At 62.5% G+C, this 16167-nt stretch carries 18 protein-coding genes; 11 read left to right on the top strand and 7 right to left on the bottom strand.

Features of this window, described 5'->3' with window-relative positions; genetic code table 11:
* Positions 1–9: 9 nt before the first annotated feature.
* The 6 genes from ACEN98_RS07480 to radC all read right to left on the bottom strand — a co-directional run bounded on the left by ACEN98_RS07480 (position 10) and on the right by radC (position 3519).
* Positions 10–288: a hypothetical protein gene (locus ACEN98_RS07480; RefSeq protein WP_413383115.1), complete on the bottom strand. Its 279-nt coding sequence runs from the start codon at positions 286–288 to the stop codon at positions 10–12.
* A gap of 144 nt (positions 289–432) precedes the next feature.
* Positions 433–1557 carry a hypothetical protein gene (locus ACEN98_RS07485; RefSeq protein ID WP_413383117.1) on the bottom strand — a complete coding sequence of 375 codons (1125 nt, stop codon included), beginning with the start codon at positions 1555–1557 and terminating at the stop codon, positions 433–435.
* Positions 1558–1694: 137 nt separating this feature from the next.
* Positions 1695–1862 (bottom strand): 50S ribosomal protein L33, encoded by a 168-nt coding sequence (rpmG, locus tag ACEN98_RS07490; RefSeq protein WP_029755886.1) that lies wholly within the window; start codon positions 1860–1862, stop codon positions 1695–1697.
* Positions 1863–1875: 13 nt separating this feature from the next.
* On the bottom strand, positions 1876–2112 hold the full coding sequence (rpmB, locus tag ACEN98_RS07495; protein ID WP_025511730.1) for a 50S ribosomal protein L28: 237 nt from the start codon (positions 2110–2112) through the stop codon (positions 1876–1878).
* A 158-nt stretch (positions 2113–2270) separates the two neighbouring features.
* Positions 2271–2810: an NADPH-dependent FMN reductase gene (locus ACEN98_RS07500; protein ID WP_413383119.1), complete on the bottom strand. Its 540-nt coding sequence runs from the start codon at positions 2808–2810 to the stop codon at positions 2271–2273.
* Between the two features lie 34 nt (positions 2811–2844).
* Entirely contained in the window at positions 2845–3519 is a 675-nt protein-coding gene (gene radC / locus ACEN98_RS07505) for a RadC family protein (protein WP_413383121.1), read from the bottom strand.
* Between the two features lie 1202 nt (positions 3520–4721).
* On the opposite strand from radC, the gene ltrA reads away from it, so the two are divergent.
* The 8 genes from ltrA to ACEN98_RS07545 all read left to right on the top strand — a co-directional run bounded on the left by ltrA (position 4722) and on the right by ACEN98_RS07545 (position 12263).
* Complete coding sequence (ltrA, locus tag ACEN98_RS07510) at positions 4722–6425, top strand: group II intron reverse transcriptase/maturase (RefSeq protein ID WP_413383123.1); 1704 nt, start codon at positions 4722–4724, stop codon at positions 6423–6425.
* A gap of 114 nt (positions 6426–6539) precedes the next feature.
* Complete coding sequence (locus ACEN98_RS07515; protein ID WP_025511734.1) at positions 6540–6995, top strand: FKBP-type peptidyl-prolyl cis-trans isomerase; 456 nt, start codon at positions 6540–6542, stop codon at positions 6993–6995.
* Positions 6996–7014: 19 nt separating this feature from the next.
* The gene (gene ispH / locus ACEN98_RS07520) at positions 7015–7959 is read left to right on the top strand and encodes a 4-hydroxy-3-methylbut-2-enyl diphosphate reductase (RefSeq protein WP_413383125.1); all 945 of its coding nucleotides are present in this window, start codon (positions 7015–7017) and stop codon (positions 7957–7959) included.
* A 20-nt stretch (positions 7960–7979) separates the two neighbouring features.
* Entirely contained in the window at positions 7980–8522 is a 543-nt protein-coding gene (locus tag ACEN98_RS07525) for an adenine phosphoribosyltransferase (RefSeq protein ID WP_413337036.1), read from the top strand.
* Positions 8523–8630: 108 nt separating this feature from the next.
* Positions 8631–9560, top strand: coding sequence for a branched-chain amino acid ABC transporter permease (locus tag ACEN98_RS07530; protein ID WP_413383127.1), 930 nt, complete (start codon positions 8631–8633; stop codon positions 9558–9560).
* Between the two features lie 11 nt (positions 9561–9571).
* A complete protein-coding gene (locus ACEN98_RS07535; protein ID WP_413383129.1) occupies positions 9572–10777 on the top strand; it encodes an ABC transporter permease subunit in 1206 nt (401 codons plus the stop codon).
* Complete coding sequence (locus tag ACEN98_RS07540; protein ID WP_413383130.1) at positions 10774–11541, top strand: ABC transporter ATP-binding protein; 768 nt, start codon at positions 10774–10776, stop codon at positions 11539–11541. Before ACEN98_RS07535 ends, ACEN98_RS07540 begins: the two co-directional genes overlap by 4 nt.
* Entirely contained in the window at positions 11541–12263 is a 723-nt protein-coding gene (locus ACEN98_RS07545; RefSeq protein ID WP_413383132.1) for an ABC transporter ATP-binding protein, read from the top strand. The genes ACEN98_RS07540 and ACEN98_RS07545 overlap by 1 nt, the downstream gene beginning before the upstream one ends.
* 118 nt (positions 12264–12381) lie before the next feature.
* Here the strand turns inward: ACEN98_RS07545 and phaP are convergent, their stop codons facing one another.
* Entirely contained in the window at positions 12382–12957 is a 576-nt protein-coding gene (phaP, locus tag ACEN98_RS07550) for a TIGR01841 family phasin (protein ID WP_036239861.1), read from the bottom strand.
* 324 nt (positions 12958–13281) lie between these two features.
* Here phaP and ACEN98_RS07555 point away from each other — a divergent pair, with 324 nt between their 5' ends.
* The 3 genes from ACEN98_RS07555 (at position 13282) to pbpG (ending at position 16166) form a co-directional block, all read left to right on the top strand.
* Positions 13282–14142 carry a DMT family transporter gene (locus ACEN98_RS07555; RefSeq protein ID WP_413383133.1) on the top strand — a complete coding sequence of 287 codons (861 nt, stop codon included), beginning with the start codon at positions 13282–13284 and terminating at the stop codon, positions 14140–14142.
* Between the two features lie 11 nt (positions 14143–14153).
* Entirely contained in the window at positions 14154–14849 is a 696-nt protein-coding gene (locus tag ACEN98_RS07560; RefSeq protein ID WP_413337031.1) for a nitroreductase, read from the top strand.
* A gap of 180 nt (positions 14850–15029) precedes the next feature.
* Positions 15030–16166, top strand: coding sequence for a D-alanyl-D-alanine endopeptidase (pbpG, locus tag ACEN98_RS07565; protein WP_413383135.1), 1137 nt, complete (start codon positions 15030–15032; stop codon positions 16164–16166).
* Position 16167 lies beyond the last annotated feature (1 nt).

Here is a 16167-nt window from a genome sequence, read left to right on the forward strand (position 1 = left end):
AGACACGCCCTAGGTGGCGTGCTGTCCAGACTCGGGCGACAGCAGCTCGGCGTCGGCGTCTTCCCGCGCGGTGGCATGTTCGGCCCGCATGCTGTCGTCGATCGACTGGCGCTCCTCGGCGGCCAGCTCGGGCGGATCCAGCATGTCCGCCAGCATGGCGGCGAGTTCAGGCGTGTCCCACGGGGTGCCGCTGCGTTCCTTGATGTGGATATAGTGCCGGATTTCGCTGTCCTGCTCGGACGTGAGCGGCAATCCGCGAAAGGTATTGGAAGGTCTGGATTCTTTCATGATGCTCTCGATTCATATCCCGTTTCCGGGCCTGGCCCGAGGGCGCTCTATGCGCGTCATCGAGATGGCATGGGGCGGTGCTGGTGGTCATTCGACTCTACGCGCATCCGTCACGGGCGGGCGCACGGCAGTTCGGCGTGACGATCAGCGGCAGAACGCTACCGGCGGATAGCCGCAAGCGATCATCGTTCCGACGTCCGGATTTGCCAGGTAATCCAGGTGCGCCGTCACCGGGTTTTCGATCAAGCCCAGCCACGTGCTGTCGTTCGACACGAGCACGTCGGCGACAGCCACGTCCGGCGCCGCGTAGCGGGCGGGCAGCAGGCGGTAGGACAGCAAATCGTTCGGATCGGTGAAGGCGACGACGGCTAGGCGCTGCAGGGTGTCCGCGCGGCGGTTGGGCTGGCGCCGGCGCAGTTCCAGGAAGCGCTGCAAGGCGTCGGCCACCCGCATGTCCTGCGTGGCGATCGCCCGCTGTGCCGCCGCCGACTGCTCGGCCAGGCCCAGGATGGGCAACTGGTTGCCGGCCATGAACAGCAGTCCCAGCCGGCGTGCCGCCTGCTGGCCCAGCGCCCGCGTCTGCGGTTGCCACGATTCCAGCATGGCGCTCAGGGCGTCGAACAGCATCTTGCTGCCCAGGCTTTCCGCGACGACGACGAGCGGTGCCTCGCTGTCGGGATCCTGCTCGAGCACCTGCGCGATCGTCCGCACCATCGCATCGCGGATCGCGACGTGGCTTTCGCCCTGGTAGATGACGGCGTCGGACAGGCAATCGTTCAGCAGGTTGTCCTTGACGTAGCCGTTCAGCGAGGCGCGCTTCGGCTTGCAGGCGCCGGCCGCGGTGCAATCCGTCGGCTTGCCCGTCATGTCGACGTCGAGCTGGTGCTTCAGGCCGGCCGTCAGCGGCGACCAGACCAGGGCGTGGAAGCGGACCGTGCCGCCGGCGAGCCTGCGCGTGCGCTCGACGACTTCCACGCGCGGCGCCGCCGTGGTGCTGGCAGGTGCCGGCGCGTGCGCTTCGACGATGCCCGTGATGCGGTCGATCTGGCGCTCGGCCCAGGCCGTGTCGTGGGTGCACATGCCGTGGACGAGGAGCACATCGACGGGGCGCGTGCCGGCTTCCGCAACGCTGCTGGCAATGCCGGGAAAGGTCGCGCTGCCATGCACGACGACGGGAGGGCGGTAGGGCGTGGAGCACGCCGCGAGGCCGGCAAGGGCGGCCAGGACAGGCAGGAGCGACAGTCGGGTAGGCCACAGATGGTGCCACATAAGGCGATTCTCCAGCGAAGGTGGACGATCGACTATAACGACGCGGGAGAGTGGATCAAATGACCCCAATCAATGGCTTAGAAAAACAAAAAAGCCGCGCGCGGTGAAGCGGGCGGCTTTCTTTGAAGAGAACCAGATTACTTGATCTTGGTTTCTTTGTAGACCACGTGCTTGCGAGCTTTCGGGTCGAATTTGGTGATTTCCATCTTCGCCGGCATCGTGCGCTTGTTCTTGGTCGTGGTGTAGAAGTGACCGGTACCTGCGGTCGATTCCAGTTTGATCTTGTCGCGGCCAGTTTTTGCCATGATGACTCCCTAATTAGATTTTCTCGCCGCGGGCGCGCATATCGGCCAGCACAGCGTCGATGCCGAGCTTGTCGATGACGCGCAGGCCGGCGTTCGAAATACGCAGGGAGACCCAGCGGTTTTCGGATTCTACGAAGATGCGGCGGTTCTGCAGGTTCGGCAGAAAACGACGCTTGGTTTTGTTGTTGGCGTGGGAGACGTTGTTGCCAACCATCGGACCCTTGCCAGTAACTTGGCAAACACGTGCCATAGCGCACTCCTTGAATAAACTTCCACAATCGGAAAAACGAGAGTATAGCTCGAAAACCGTCGAGTAATCAACAACTTGCGGAAAAAAATTGTTAATCGATAAATCGACGACATTTAACAATCGTGAAGTTTCGCAATGTTTGCTTCGTAAGGGCTTGTTTACACACTGTTATTCGCGCGTCCGACGTGTGCAACGAGCGCCCGCAGGGCGGCCGTGATCGGCGCCGCGAAGCGTGGTTCCGACGCAATCCGGTCCGGATCGACGCGGGAGCCGATGACGGGAATGCGCAGGCAGGCGTCGAGGACGAGGTCGGCCGACATCGTGCGCAGCGTCTCTTTCAGCGCCTCGTCGGCATGAAACGATTGATACGACGGATTCAGCACGGCGACCGGCTTCCCCGCGAACGGCGCGTGGTTCACGACCCAGTCCAACGTGTTCTTGATGGTGCCCGTGACCCCATGCGCGTACTCGGGGCTGGCGATGAGGAGGGCGTCGGCCGCCGTGATCGCCTCCTGCAGCGCGCGCACGCCGGCAGGGATCTCGGTGCGCTCGGGATTGAACAGCGGGAAATCCAGGTGGTGTTCGAAGAGGTGGACGGCGACACCGTCGGGCGCGAGGTCGCGGCAGGCGCGCAGCAGGCCGCCGCTCATCGAACGGGTGCGCTGGCTGCCGCAGAGGGCGAGGATACGGATGGGCATGAGAGCATCTTAGCTCAGATGAGCTCAGATGAGCTCAGATCTGCCCATGCTCCGCGAAGGAATGGATGAGCGGCCCGGCCACGATGAAATGGTCGAGCACGCGGATGTCCACGAGACTGAGCGCCTTGACCAGGGCGCCCGTGAGGCGCAGGTCGGCCTCGCTCGGCTCTGGCACGCCGGACGGGTGATTGTGCGCGAGGATCACGCTGGCCGCGTTGTAGTCCAGCGCCTCGATGACGACTTCGCGCGGATACACGCTGGTCTGCGTGAGCGTGCCGCGGAACAGTTCGCGGTCGGCGATCAGGCGGTTCTTGACGTCCAGGAACAGGACGACGAACGATTCGTGACGCTGGCCGCCCAGCTTCATGCGCAGGTAGCGCTTGACGAGCTCGGGCGAGCCGAACGCCTCTCCCGCCTGCAATTGTTCGGCGATGGCGCGGCGGGCCAGTTCCATCACGGCCTGCAATTGCGCATATTTCGCCATGCCGAGGCCGTGCACCTCGGTACAATCGTCCAGCGTCGCGCCGAACAGGCCGTGCAGCGAGCCGAAGTGTCGGAGAATGTCGCGGCCCAACTCGACCGCGCTCTTGCCGCGCACGCCCACGCGCAGCAGCAGCGCCAGCAGTTCCGGATCCGACAACGCCTGCGCGCCCTCGCGCACGAGCCGTTCGCGCGGCCGGGTCTGCTCCGGCCAGTCTTCGATTCCCATCCGACCCTCCATGCAAGATCGTCCATTATTCGCGCGACGGGAACAGGGTGGTTTGGGCATGCGCAAGCCCGTGATCGTGACGTTTTTGCAAGTGCAACAGATCGGCGACAGAAATCGCACCGGCTGAGGCGGGACGGGCACAGGTGGCTTACAATAGCGGTTTGCGTGCGACACGTTGTCGCGATCGCCGCCTTTGCGGCAGTTAGTTGAAGCTGTATCCATCCTGCAAGCCAATCGGTAAACTCTTGATTTGATTGATGAAATCACATCGAAGCTGGCATCAAAACACCGAGGGCTCCCTAGTTGCGTCCGCAATTTCGGGAAAATCAAACAATTACCTTGTTAAAAGTTCAGGTCTAACCCGTCCAGATCAGCGATTTTTTGCTGATCCTGACGCCGCGAGGACCGCTCTATCGCTCTAAAAGGGCTCGCAATGTGTTGTTTCTCTACGACAAGTTCCAAAGCAACTCAAAACAATCTAGAGCCTCGGCGTTTCTTGCTGAGGGATTCAGGACAAGGCATCTCTTGTCTTGTTTGCAGCGTGGAACAGCAAGATCGTGCAAGTTCTGCGATGCCTTGTCACGCCCCTGTCCCGTCCTGTGGACGAGCGGGAGCCGTGACCGGGTGTACGACCGCCCGTCACCTAATTGGACATGCGTTTCCGGTAACGGAAAGGTGTGAAGCTCCGATGACAATGTAACCCCCGTGTAAACGGCGTTCTACCGCGCGAGCGTGAGAGCGGAGACTGCCAGCAGAAAGGCGGTAAGGGGCTAGGTGAGGCTGCATGGGTAACGTAATGTGAACTGACGCTTGAACCCTCGTGACTATTGACAGGCCCAATCTGCTGGTGGCCTGAACCAAAAGGTGTGTGGTTGGATGTCCCTGTGCAAACTGGGGATACGTCGTCTTTGAACCACCGGGGGATAGTCGGACCCTAAACAGTCATGTACGGCGCAACAAGGCCGTGCTGGTATCGCAGGGAACGTGGTAAGCCCGACTCGCCGCCCGTCTCGGAACACTGGGGAAGGCAAGCAACCCGTAAGGGAAGCCCATGGCGGAGCGGGTATGGGAGGATGGAAAAAGCGAATGCCGGCCTGTAATGGGTTGGATAGGGATTCAGAATTTGTCCCGGCGTGAAAGCGCGCAGACTTCCATCTGGTGCAATAGTCGTCAGCGGCTACATAGACAAACGAGGTTCAGCAATGGGAGTAATCGAGTGCAAAGCAATCGGTTCTGCGTCCTCGCTCGTCCCAACTGAATGGGCTGCCATCGATTGGCAGCGCGTTCAAAGGAACGTGAGAGTCATGCAGATCCGTCTGACGAAGGCTACAGAGGAAGGCAACTGGCGCAGGGTGAAATCCCTGCAACGGTGGCTGACCCGCTCGTTCAGTGCGAAAGCGCTGGCAGTAAAACGAGTGACCGAGAATCAAGGTAAGCGTACCGCGGGTGTCGACCAGCAGTTATGGGATACACCTTCGCAGAAGTTTGCGGCAATTGCGCAGTTGCAGAAGCGCCGATATCGGCCCTTGCCACTACGGAGGGTCTATATTCCCAAGTCCAATGGGAAGGAACGTCCACTGGGCATTCCGACCATGAAGGATCGAGCCATGCAAGCGTTGCACCTGCTGGCTCTCGATCCGGTACTTGAAACGGTGAGCGACCCGAACTCCTACGGATTTCGGAAGAATCGCTCGACGGCGGATGCGATGTCTCAAATCTTTCTCCAGACGTGTCGAAGAACTTCGGCGCAATGGGTGCTGGATGCGGATATCGAAGGCTTCTTTGACAACATCAATCACAACTGGCTGATCGACCATGTTTGCATGGACAAAACGATCCTTCGGAAGTGGTTGAAGTCCGGAGTCATCAATCGGGCGCAGTTTCTGGCAATCACAGCGGGAACGCCGCAGGGCGGCATCATCAGCCCTGCACTGGCAAATTGGACGCTGAACGGATTAGAGGTGCAGTTGGTTGAACACCTCGGTTCAAAATTCGGCAAGTCAAAGATCGAAAAACTCAAAATCGGTGTCGTGCGATACGCGGACGATTTCGTGGTAACCGGCGGTTCGGAAGAATTGCTGGAGACAGAAATCAGGCCATGGCTCGAAGCATTCCTTGCAGCTCGGGGATTGCGACTGTCCCGGGCCAAGACGAGTATCGTGCACATTGATCAAGGTTTTGACTTCCTGGGGTGGAATTTCCGGAAATATCAGGGAAAACTGCTGATCAAACCAAGTAAGAAAAACGCAAACGCGTTCTATGAAAAGTTGAGGAAGACGATCGGAGAACGTCTGATGGTGAAGCAGGAGGATCTGATCCGAATGCTGAATCCGATGCTACGGGGCTGGGCGCAGTACCACAGTCCCGTCGTTGCCAAACAGGCTTACTCGCGCATGGAGTCGCTGCTGACTTGGCGGCTCCTGCGGTGGGCCAAACGCAGGCATCCGAACAAGAACCTCGGCTGGATTCGCAAGAGATATTGGCGATCGGCTGGTGATCGAAATTGGGTGTTTGCGGCGGACGTTGTCACGAAAGAGGGCAGCAAAGAGGTGATGGAACTGTACTCGCTGGCGGGGACAGCCATCGAGCGTCACAAGAAGATCAAGGGGGAATTTCATCCCTACGATCCGCAATGGGAAGCCTACGGTGAAGCCCTGCGGCAGGAGCGCATGTTGAAGAACATGCGCTACCGAAAGCAATGGGCAACGTTGTACATGGAACAACGCGGCTTGTGTGCGTTGTGCGGATACGAGATGGACATGGAGACCGGATGGCATGACCATCACATCGTTTACCGTGTGGCCGGCGGCAGCGATGCCCCTGAAAATCGCGTATTATTGCACCCAAATTGCCATACTCAAGTACACAGCCTTAATTTACAAGTCGTCAAGCCGGCTCCTGCATAGGAGCTTTTATTACGCTTGAGCCGTGTGCGGTGAAAGCCGCACGCACGGTTCTTAGGGGGGAGGGGTTCTGGTAACAGGCCCTTCCTACCCAACACGTCAACCGAACACGCAACAATGTCCTCCACTAACGCTCCCGTCGTCACCGAATCGTCGTACCTGACCCTCCATTACCGTCTTGCCACCGCCGACGGCAAGGACATCGTCACGACCTTCGGCAGCACCCCGGCCACCCTGCTGCTGGGCCAGGGCCAGCTCGCACCGTTCCTGGAGCAGCGCCTGCTCGGCCTGGCCGAAGGCACGCACACGACGTTCGACCTGACCGCCGCTGAAGGATTCGGGGAGCGCAATCCCGACCTGATCCAGGTCGTGACGAAAAAGACCCTGGACGAGAACTCGGAACCGGATGCCGATTACCAGGTCGGCGACCTCGTCGACTTCCGCGCGCCGGGCGGCGGCCGCTTTGCCGGCGTGCTGCGCGAGATGCGCGCCAACGACGCCGTGTTCGACTTCAACCACCCGCTGGCCGGCCAGCCGCTGAAGTTCGAAGTCCAGCTGATTTCCGTACTCTGACCACAGCCATCACCGAACCATGGACAACGAGATCCTGTTAGCCCAGCCGCGCGGCTTTTGCGCCGGCGTCGACCGTGCGATCGAGATCGTCGAGCGTGCCCTGCAGCAGTTCGGCGCGCCCATCTACGTGCGCCACGAAATCGTCCACAACGCCTACGTCGTCAACGACCTGCGCAACAAGGGCGCCATCTTCATCGAAGACCTGGACGACGTCCCGGCCGGCAATACGCTCGTGTTTTCCGCGCACGGCGTGTCGAAGGCCGTGCGCGAGGAAGCCGAATCGCGCGGCCTGAAGGTCTATGACGCCACCTGCCCGCTGGTCACCAAGGTGCACGTGGAAGTGGCCAAGATGCGCAAGCAGGGCGCCGAAATCGTCATGATCGGCCACGCCGGCCACCCGGAAGTCGAGGGCACGATGGGCCAGGCGGAAGAGGGCATGCACCTCGTCGAGACGGTCGACGATGTGGCGAAACTGAACGTCGGCAATCCCGACCTGCTGGCCTATGTGTCGCAGACGACCCTGTCCGTCGACGACACCGCGGAGATCATCGCCGCGCTGAAGGCCCGTTTCCCGAACATCGTGGAGCCGAAGAAGGGCGACATCTGCTACGCGACGACGAACCGCCAGGAAGCCGTGAAATTCATGGCGCCGCAGGTGGAAGTCGTGATCGTCGTCGGCAGCCCGAACAGCTCGAACTCCAACCGCCTGCGCGAGGTGGCGGAAAAGAAGGGCACGCCGGCCTACATGGTCGACAACGCCGCCGGCATCGATCCGGCCTGGATCGCCGGCAGGCAGCGCATCGGCGTCACGGCCGGCGCGTCGGCCCCGGAAGTGCTCGTGCAAGCCGTCATCGAGCGCCTGAAAGACCTGGGTGCCGCCAGCGTGCGCGCGCTCGAGGGCGTCGAAGAGCACGTCACGTTCCCGCTGCCCAAGGGCCTGGACGGCGGCAAGGCCGCAGCCTGAATCACCCCCGGTTTGATCCAATGAACGTATTCGACCTGCGCCCGCGCTCGCCCTCCGGTTTCGACACCATCCCGCTGGAATTCTTCCAGGATTACCCGGAACCGGGCGTGAATTTCATCGACGTGGGCTGCGTCTTCGACAACCCGACCCACTGGCAGCTCGCCATCGACGCGCTGACCGAACGCACGGCCCACCTCGACGTCGACTTCCTCCTCGCGATGGACGCGCGCGGCTTCATGCTCGCGGGCGCGCTCGCGTACCAGCGCGGCATCGGCTTCGCGATGGCGCGCAAACCGGGCAAGCTGCCGGGCGCCGCGATCGGCATCGATTACCGCCGCGAGTACGGCAGCGCCACGATCGAGATCCAGCCGGAGCGCATCAAGGGCCAGCGCGTGCTGATCGTCGACGACGTGCTGGCGACCGGCGGCACGATCGAGGCGGCGGCCACGCTGCTGCGCCGCATCGGCAAGGATGTCGTCGGTGCTGCCGCCCTGTTCGACGTCGCGTTTTTCAAGGACAAACGCAACCTGACCATGCCGGTGGTGACCCTGCGCGACGTGTAAATCCCGGCAACGCATCTGTTATGATGACGCTCGGAATTATGTTGCTTGGCTAGCGGCACTCGTACCACGGGTGCCGTTTTTGTTAGTTCGAAAGGAAACCACACAAGCATGGAAACTTTTGTCCAACAGATCCTGAACGGGCTGGTGCTGGGCAGCATGTATGCGCTCGTCGCACTCGGCTACACGATGGTCTACGGCGTGCTCAACCTCATCAACTTCGCCCACGGCGACGTGCTGATGATCGGCGCCATGGTCGGCCTGTCGATCCTGAAACTGCTGGACGGCGTCTTTCCCGGCCTGCCCGGCGGCGTGCAGCTCGCCATCGCCATCGTCGGCGCGATCCCCATCACGATGCTCGTGAACGTCCTCATCGAACGCATCGCCTACCGCCGCCTGCGCAACGCGCCGCGCCTGGCCCCGCTGATCACCGCGATCGGCGTGTCGATCCTGCTGCAGACCTTCGCCATGATGATCTGGGGCCGCAGCCCGCTGCCGTTCCCGCAACTGCTGTCGTCCGACCCGGTCAATGTCGGTGGCGCCGTGATCTCGCACACGCAGATCTTGCTGCTCGTGCTGGCCGCCGCCGCGATGGTCGGCCTCGTGTTCCTCGTCGAAAAGACCCGCATGGGCCGCGCGATGCGCGCCGTCGCCGAGAATCCGCGGGTGGCCGGGTTGATGGGCGTGGACTCCAACCGCGTCATCGTCGCCACGTTTGCCATCGGCGCCGCGCTGGCGGCCGTCGCCGGCGTGATGTGGGGCGCGAATTACGCATCGATCCAGTTCGCGATGGGCACCGTGCCGGGCATGAAGGCGTTCTCTGCCGCCGTGCTGGGCGGCATCGGCAATATCTACGGCGCCATGATCGGCGGGATCGTCCTCGGCATCATCGAGAGCCTCGGTGCCGGCTACATCGGTGACCTGACCGGCGGCTTCCTCGGCAGCCATTACCAGGACATCTTCGCGTTCATCGTGCTGATCCTCGTGCTGACCGTGCGTCCGTCCGGCATCATGGGCGAGCGCGTGGCCGACCGCGCGTGAGGAGATCACCCATGTCTCTCCTGACTTTCGACACCGTCCACAAACCGCGGCAATCGTACGCCAGCATGGCCGTGCTGCTGGCCGTGATGCTCATCTTCCCATTCGTCGCCGCCCAGTTCGGCAACTCGTGGGTGCGCATCCTCGACATGGCGCTGCTGTACATCATGCTGGCGCTGGGCCTGAACATCGTCGTCGGCTTCGCCGGCCTGCTCGACCTGGGCTATATCGCGTTCTTCGCCGTCGGGGCGTACCTGACGGGCCTGCTCGCGTCGCCGCAGTTCGCCGCGCTGCTGGAATCCATTGTGAACTACCACCCCGAACTGCAGGACGCCATCGTGCGCACCTTCGGCGAGGACGTGCGCACCAACGGCATCCACCTGTCCGTCTGGTTCGTCGTGCCGCTGGCGGGGCTGACGGCCGCGCTGTTCGGCGCGCTGCTGGGCGCCCCGACGCTGAAGCTGCGCGGCGACTACCTCGCCATCGTCACGCTGGGCTTCGGCGAGATCATCCGGATCTTCATGAACAACCTGAACGATCCGATCAATTTCACCAACGGTCCGCAAGGCATCAACCTGATCGATCCGGTCCGCATCTTCGGCGTGTCGCTGGCCGGCGAGGCGGGGTCGCGCGCGACGGTGTACGTCGGCGGCTACGGCATCCCGTCCGTCAACGCCTATTACTTCCTGTTCCTGCTGCTGTGCATCGTGACGATCTTCATGACGAGCCGGTTGCAGCATTCGCGCCTGGGCCGTGCGTGGGTCGCGATCCGCGAAGACGAGATCGCCGCGAAGGCGATGGGCATCAACACCCGCAACGTCAAATTGCTCGCGTTCTCGATGGGCGCGTCGTTCGGCGGCGTGGCGGGCGCCATGTTCGCGGCCTTCCAGGGTTTTGTCTCTCCAGAATCGTTCTCGCTGACGGAATCCATCGCCGTGCTGGCGATGGTCGTACTGGGCGGCATCGGCCATATCCCCGGCGTCGTGATGGGCGGCGTGCTGCTGGCCGCGTTGCCGGAAGTGCTGCGCCACATCGTCGAACCGGCGCAGCAGGCGCTGTTCGGTAAGGTCGTCATCGAGGCCGAGGTGCTGCGCCAGCTGCTGTACGGCCTGGCCATGGTCTTGATCATGCTGAACCGTCCGGCGGGCCTGTGGCCGTCGCCGGTCAAGGAAGACCGCCCCAATGCGGCCATCGCCAAAGAGGAAGAGAGCGAGGCATGAGCGACATCCTGCTGAACATCTCCGGCGTCAACAAACGCTTCGGTGGCCTGCAAGCCCTGACGGACGTCGGCATCAAGATCATGAAAGGCCAGATCTATGGCCTGATCGGCCCGAACGGCGCCGGCAAGACGACCTTCTTCAACGTGATCACGGGCCTGTATCAACCGGACACGGGCACGTTCCAGCTGGACGGCAAGCCGTATTCGCCGTCGGCGCCGCATGCCGTCGCCAAGGCCGGCATCGCGCGCACGTTCCAGAACATCCGCCTGTTCGGTGAAATGTCCGCGCTGGAAAACGTGATGGTGGGACGCCACGTGCGCACGCACCAGGGCGTGTTCGGTGCCATCTTCCGCCACGGCGCCGCGCGCCGGGAAGAGGCCGCGATCCGCGCCCGCGCGCAAGAGTTGCTGGACTTCGTCGGCATCGGGCAGTTTTCCCAGCGCACGGCGCGCTTCCTGTCGTACGGCGACCAGCGCCGCCTGGAGATCGCCCGCGCGCTGGCGACGGAACCGAAGCTGCTCGCGCTGGACGAGCCCGCGGCCGGCATGAATGCGACGGAAAAGGTCGCGCTGCGCGAGTTGCTGGTCAAGATCCAGGGCGCGGGCGTCACGATCCTGCTGATCGAACACGACGTGAAACTCATGATGGGGCTGTGCGACCGCATTTCGGTGCTGGAGTACGGCAAGCTGATCGCGGAAGGGCTGCCGGCCGAGATCCAGAAGAACCAGGCCGTCATCGAAGCCTATCTCGGAGGTGCCCACTGATGGTCGATCATGTTCTGAAAATTTCCGGCCTGAAGGTGGCGTACGGCGGCATCAAGGCCGTCAAAGGGATCGACCTGGAAGTCAACCGCGGCGAACTCGTCACGCTGATCGGCGCAAACGGCGCGGGCAAGACGACGACCTTGAAAGCGATCACGGGCACGCTGCCGCCGTGCAAGGTGGAAGGCACGATCGCCTATCTCGGCCAGCCGCTGAATGCGAATAAGTCGTTCAAGCTCGTCGAGCAGAAGCTCGCGATGGTGCCGGAAGGCCGCGGCGTGTTCACGCGCATGACCATCCACGAAAACCTGCTGATGGGCGCGTACACGCGCAACGACAAGGCTGCCATCGAGGACGACATCGAGAAGTGGTACACCGTGTTCCCGCGCCTGAAGGAGCGCTCCAGCCAGCTGGCCGGCACGTTGTCCGGCGGCGAGCAGCAGATGCTGGCGATGGCGCGCGCGCTGATGTGCCATCCCACGCTGCTGTTGCTGGACGAGCCGTCGATGGGTCTTGCGCCGATCATGGTCGAGAAGATCTTCGAGGTGATCCGCGACGTGTCGAAGCAGGGCATCACTGTCCTGCTCGTGGAACAGAACGCGAAGCTGGCGCTGCAGGCGGCGCACCGCGCCTACGTGATGGAGTCGGGCGCGATCACCATGACGGGGAATGCGCAGGACATGCTGCATGATCCGCGGGTACAGGCGGCGTATCTGGGAGAATAAATGGCGGGCACGGGGTGCCCACGCGTGAGGCCAACAAAACAAACGGCCCGGAACCGCTTGCGCGGTCCGGGCCGTTCGGCTTCCGTGAGAGGGGGAAGCAGCGGTGTGATCTTACAGCTTAGGCAGCAGCAGCCGAGTTGGCGGCAGCGCCAGCCTTGCGGGTGGCTTGCGTGAACTGCGACACGGCGGCGTTCAGGTTCGATTCGATCGCCTCGACGGCCTGCTTGGTCGTCTTGGTGAACTGCTCGTAGCCGGCGTTGGCGTTGCTGATGGCGGTTTTCAGGGCCGAGACATAGGTCTCCGAACCGGCCGGGGCGTTCTTGGTCACTTCGTCGACCAGCGAGATCACCTTGCGGTTGACTTCGGCGAACTGGCTTTCGGCGGCTTTCGAGAATTCGGCGCCGGTGTCGGCGGCGATCGATGCCACCTGGCGGCTGTAGGCCAGGGCTTTTTCAGCAGCCGGTTGGGCTTGCGAAGCCGACACGGCGAAGAATTCCTGGGCATCCTTGACAGCCAGCAGCTGGCGCGTGGTTGCCGACGAGTCTTCGATGGCGGCCTTGACGGTGTTGATGTTCAGGTCCACCAGCTTTTCCACGCCTTCGAAAGTCTTGGAGGTCAGGGCCGAAAACAGGGCGAACTGGGATTCGAGGTTGGCTTTGGTCGCGTTCGAAAACTGCTCAGGGAATGCAAACATATGGTTCTCCAGTAATGGATCGTTATGAACTTTTGCTTTTCAGGTGTCTTGGGACACCTGCATGGACCAGTGAAGCGATGAAACAAGGAAAAACCTGGCACTGCTTGATAATGCGCGTTGATTGTGCGCCGCAACATGAAGCCATTTTTCCCGGTTTTCGATTATGCGTCAAGCACTTTTGATGCGTCGCACAATTCAACCGCACTCTCTTGAGTAAGATCAATAGATACAAACGTTTGCATGGTTTTTGTTTGCGCCGTTACAACACTTTAGTGCTTTGCAGCAAGCGCAAACGGGTAAGGTCAGCCATGTTAGACTTGCCAAATGATCATTCGACCGATGCCGCTGTTTTTCGTTGTTCTCTGGAGCACCGGTTTCATCGCCGCGAAATACGGCTTGCCGTATGCGCCGCCGATGTCCTTCCTCATCCTGCGCTGCCTGGGTGCCGTCCTGATCTTGTTGCCCGTCGTGCTGTTGACGGGTGCCGCCTGGCCACGCGGGCGCATCCGTCACGTGGCGGTGGCCGGGCTGCTGCTGCAGGCGGGCTACCTGGGCGGCGTGTGGGGCGCGATCAAGCTTGGCATGCCGGCCGGGCTGTCCGCGCTGATCGTGGGCATGCAGCCGATCCTGACGGCCATCGCCGCGCCATTGATCGGCGAAAAGGTCCGCCCGCGCCAATGGCTGGGGCTGGGCCTCGGGTTGTGCGGCGTCGGCCTCGTCGTGGCCGCGAAGATCCACCTGAACGGTTTGGCGCCGGCCGCGATCGCGCTGTGCGTGCTGGCCCTGCTGTCGATCACGGCGGGCACGATGTACCAGAAGCGCTTCTGTCCGACATTCGACCTGCGCACCGGCACGGTGATCCAGTACGCGACGTCCGCGCTCGCGCTGCTGCCGTTTGCCGTACTGCTGGAAGGCTTCGGCCCGCACATGGAGAATATCCAGTGGACGCCACAATTTCTTGGGGCGCTGCTGTGGGCGATCCTGGCGCTGTCGATCGGCGCCATCTTCCTGCTGTTCCGCCTCATCAGCCGCAACGACGCGACCCGCGTGACGAGTCTGCTGTACCTGACGCCGCCCACCACCGCCCTGATGGCCTGGCTGATGTTCGGCGAGAAGCTCAGCATGCTCGGCCTGGCCGGCATGGTCGTCGCGGTGCTGGGCGTCGCATTCGTCGTCAAAAAATAAAAGGAGAGTGCATGATCACGAGCGCACAACAACAGGCGGTGGACGCCGCCATCACCTCGCGGCGTTCGATCCGCGCGTACCTGGAGACGCCGGTCGCGCGCGAGGATATCGAAGCCATCCTGGAAGTGGCGGCGCGCGCGCCGTCCGGCACGAACACGCAGCCGTGGAAAGTCCACGTGCTGACGGGCGCCGCCAAGGAACGCCTGTCCGGCCGCATCCTGGCCGCCTACGCGGACCCGGCGCAGAGCCGCGAGCACGTCGAGGAATACGCGTACTACCCGCGCGAGTGGGTGTCGCCGTTCGTCGACCGGCGCCGCAAGGTCGGCTGGGATTTATATGCGCTGCTGGGCCTCACGCGCGACAACAAGGCCGGCATGGCGGCCCAGCACGGCCGCAACTACCGCTTCTTCGACGCCCCCGTCGGCATGATCTTCACCATCGACCGCATCATGGAGCAGGGCTCCTGGCTCGACTACGGCATGTTCCTGCAGAACATCATGGTCGCCGCGCGCGGCCGCGGCCTCGACACGTGCCCGCAGGCCGCGTTCACGCAATTCCACCGCATCATTTCCGACGAGCTCGGTCTGCCCGAAAACGAGATGGTCGTGTGCGGCATGGCGCTCGGATTTGCCGATCCGGACAAGGTGGAAAATACGTTGGTCACGGAACGCGAACCGGTGCCGTCCTTTGCCCGTTTCCTGGACTAGCACGCTATACTTGCCTTCGCAAGCTATTGAAAAATCAAGAGATTTCTACAACGCATCTCATTTTGCGTTGTAGGAAAAAATGGGCGTAGATGGTACAGTCGTCGGGTGCGCACTTGCGCTCCCCACGTCATCCGCTACACTGCATTCAGTGCTCTTCAGTTCGCGTTCAAGGATTTTCAGATGCTTAAGCTCGCGTTGGCAGCCGCCATTTCCATGATGTTCGTGCTCGAACCCGCCGCGGCCGCGACCAAGCACAAGGGGCATGCGGCCGCGACGAAGCGCGTCAAGGCCAAGCGCACCAACCTGGCCAAGGTCATCGCCGACGACAACCGCCAGCGCATGGTGCGCCGCATCGAGATGGTCCATGGCAAGCGCCGCGTCGTCGTCAAGCGCGTCCGCCGCGCCGCGCCGGCCGTCGCCATGCTCAGCGCGGGCGACATCGCGGGCCTGAGCCGCACGCATGATCCGCTCGACCTGCGCTCGAACGTCGCGTACGTGCTGGACCAGCAGAGCTCGGAAGTGCTGTTCGAAAAGAATGCCGCCGTCGCGCTGCCGATCGCTTCCATTACCAAGCTGATGACGGGCCTGCTCGTCGTCGAGGCCCGGCAAGACCTGGACGAAGTGCTGACGATTACCGAGGCCGACGTCGACCGTCACAAATTCACCAGCTCGCGTCTGCCCGTCGGTGCGCGCATGACGCGCGGTAACCTGCTGCATATCGCACTGATGAGCTCGGAGAACCGCGCCGCCGCCGCGCTGGGCCGCAATTATCCGGGCGGGATCAATGCCTTCGTCGACGCGATGAATGCGAAGGCGCGCGAACTCGGCATGAACGACACGCATTACGTGGATTCGAGCGGCCTGTCGAGCCAGAACATTTCCAGCGCGCGCGACCTGGCCAAGCTTGTCAAAGTGGCGCACCAGGAGCCGCTGCTGCGCCAGTACACGACGGATCCGAACTACGTCGTCCAGGCGAGCGGCCGGGCGCTGCAGTACCACAACACCAACTACCTCGTCGCGTCGCCCGACTGGAACATCGGCCTGCAGAAGACGGGATTCATCAACGAAGCGGGGCGCTGCCTCGTGATGCAGGCCATGATCCAGGGCCGCAACGTGATCATGGTGTTCCTCGATTCGAAGGGCAAGCAGTCGCGTACCGCGGATGCGGGCCGCATGCGCCGCTGGCTCGAAGCGCTCAAGCCGGCCGCCTTGCCGGCCAATATGTCGCCCACTGCAGCCGCAGGTGTGCCCGTGACCGTGTCGGCGACGGTGCCGGCGTCGGTGTCCGCCGGGACGGCGGCGCCGGTCGTTCAGTAAC

The sequence above is a fragment of the Massilia sp. CT11-137 genome (assembly GCF_047302885.1).
GTDB lineage: Bacteria > Pseudomonadota > Gammaproteobacteria > Burkholderiales > Burkholderiaceae_D > Telluria > Telluria orientalis.

What these genes read in the sequence shown, in the direction of transcription:
- ACEN98_RS07480 (WP_413383115.1), bottom strand. Translation starts at nt 288, where the DNA reads ATGAAAGAATCCAGACCTTCCAATACCTTTCGCGGATTGCCGCTCACG.
- ACEN98_RS07485 (WP_413383117.1), bottom strand. Translation starts at nt 1,557, where the DNA reads ATGTGGCACCATCTGTGGCCTACCCGACTGTCGCTCCTGCCTGTCCTG.
- rpmG (WP_029755886.1), bottom strand. Translation starts at nt 1,862, where the DNA reads ATGGCAAAAACTGGCCGCGACAAGATCAAACTGGAATCGACCGCAGGT.
- rpmB (WP_025511730.1), bottom strand. Translation starts at nt 2,112, where the DNA reads ATGGCACGTGTTTGCCAAGTTACTGGCAAGGGTCCGATGGTTGGCAAC.
- ACEN98_RS07500 (WP_413383119.1), bottom strand. Translation starts at nt 2,810, where the DNA reads ATGCCCATCCGTATCCTCGCCCTCTGCGGCAGCCAGCGCACCCGTTCG.
- radC (WP_413383121.1), bottom strand. Translation starts at nt 3,519, where the DNA reads ATGGGAATCGAAGACTGGCCGGAGCAGACCCGGCCGCGCGAACGGCTC.
- ltrA (WP_413383123.1), top strand. Translation starts at nt 4,722, where the DNA reads ATGGGAGTAATCGAGTGCAAAGCAATCGGTTCTGCGTCCTCGCTCGTC.
- ACEN98_RS07515 (WP_025511734.1), top strand. Translation starts at nt 6,540, where the DNA reads ATGTCCTCCACTAACGCTCCCGTCGTCACCGAATCGTCGTACCTGACC.
- ispH (WP_413383125.1), top strand. Translation starts at nt 7,015, where the DNA reads ATGGACAACGAGATCCTGTTAGCCCAGCCGCGCGGCTTTTGCGCCGGC.
- ACEN98_RS07525 (WP_413337036.1), top strand. Translation starts at nt 7,980, where the DNA reads ATGAACGTATTCGACCTGCGCCCGCGCTCGCCCTCCGGTTTCGACACC.
- ACEN98_RS07530 (WP_413383127.1), top strand. Translation starts at nt 8,631, where the DNA reads ATGGAAACTTTTGTCCAACAGATCCTGAACGGGCTGGTGCTGGGCAGC.
- ACEN98_RS07535 (WP_413383129.1), top strand. Translation starts at nt 9,572, where the DNA reads ATGTCTCTCCTGACTTTCGACACCGTCCACAAACCGCGGCAATCGTAC.
- ACEN98_RS07540 (WP_413383130.1), top strand. Translation starts at nt 10,774, where the DNA reads ATGAGCGACATCCTGCTGAACATCTCCGGCGTCAACAAACGCTTCGGT.
- ACEN98_RS07545 (WP_413383132.1), top strand. Translation starts at nt 11,541, where the DNA reads ATGGTCGATCATGTTCTGAAAATTTCCGGCCTGAAGGTGGCGTACGGC.
- phaP (WP_036239861.1), bottom strand. Translation starts at nt 12,957, where the DNA reads ATGTTTGCATTCCCTGAGCAGTTTTCGAACGCGACCAAAGCCAACCTC.
- ACEN98_RS07555 (WP_413383133.1), top strand. Translation starts at nt 13,282, where the DNA reads ATGATCATTCGACCGATGCCGCTGTTTTTCGTTGTTCTCTGGAGCACC.
- ACEN98_RS07560 (WP_413337031.1), top strand. Translation starts at nt 14,154, where the DNA reads ATGATCACGAGCGCACAACAACAGGCGGTGGACGCCGCCATCACCTCG.
- pbpG (WP_413383135.1), top strand. Translation starts at nt 15,030, where the DNA reads ATGCTTAAGCTCGCGTTGGCAGCCGCCATTTCCATGATGTTCGTGCTC.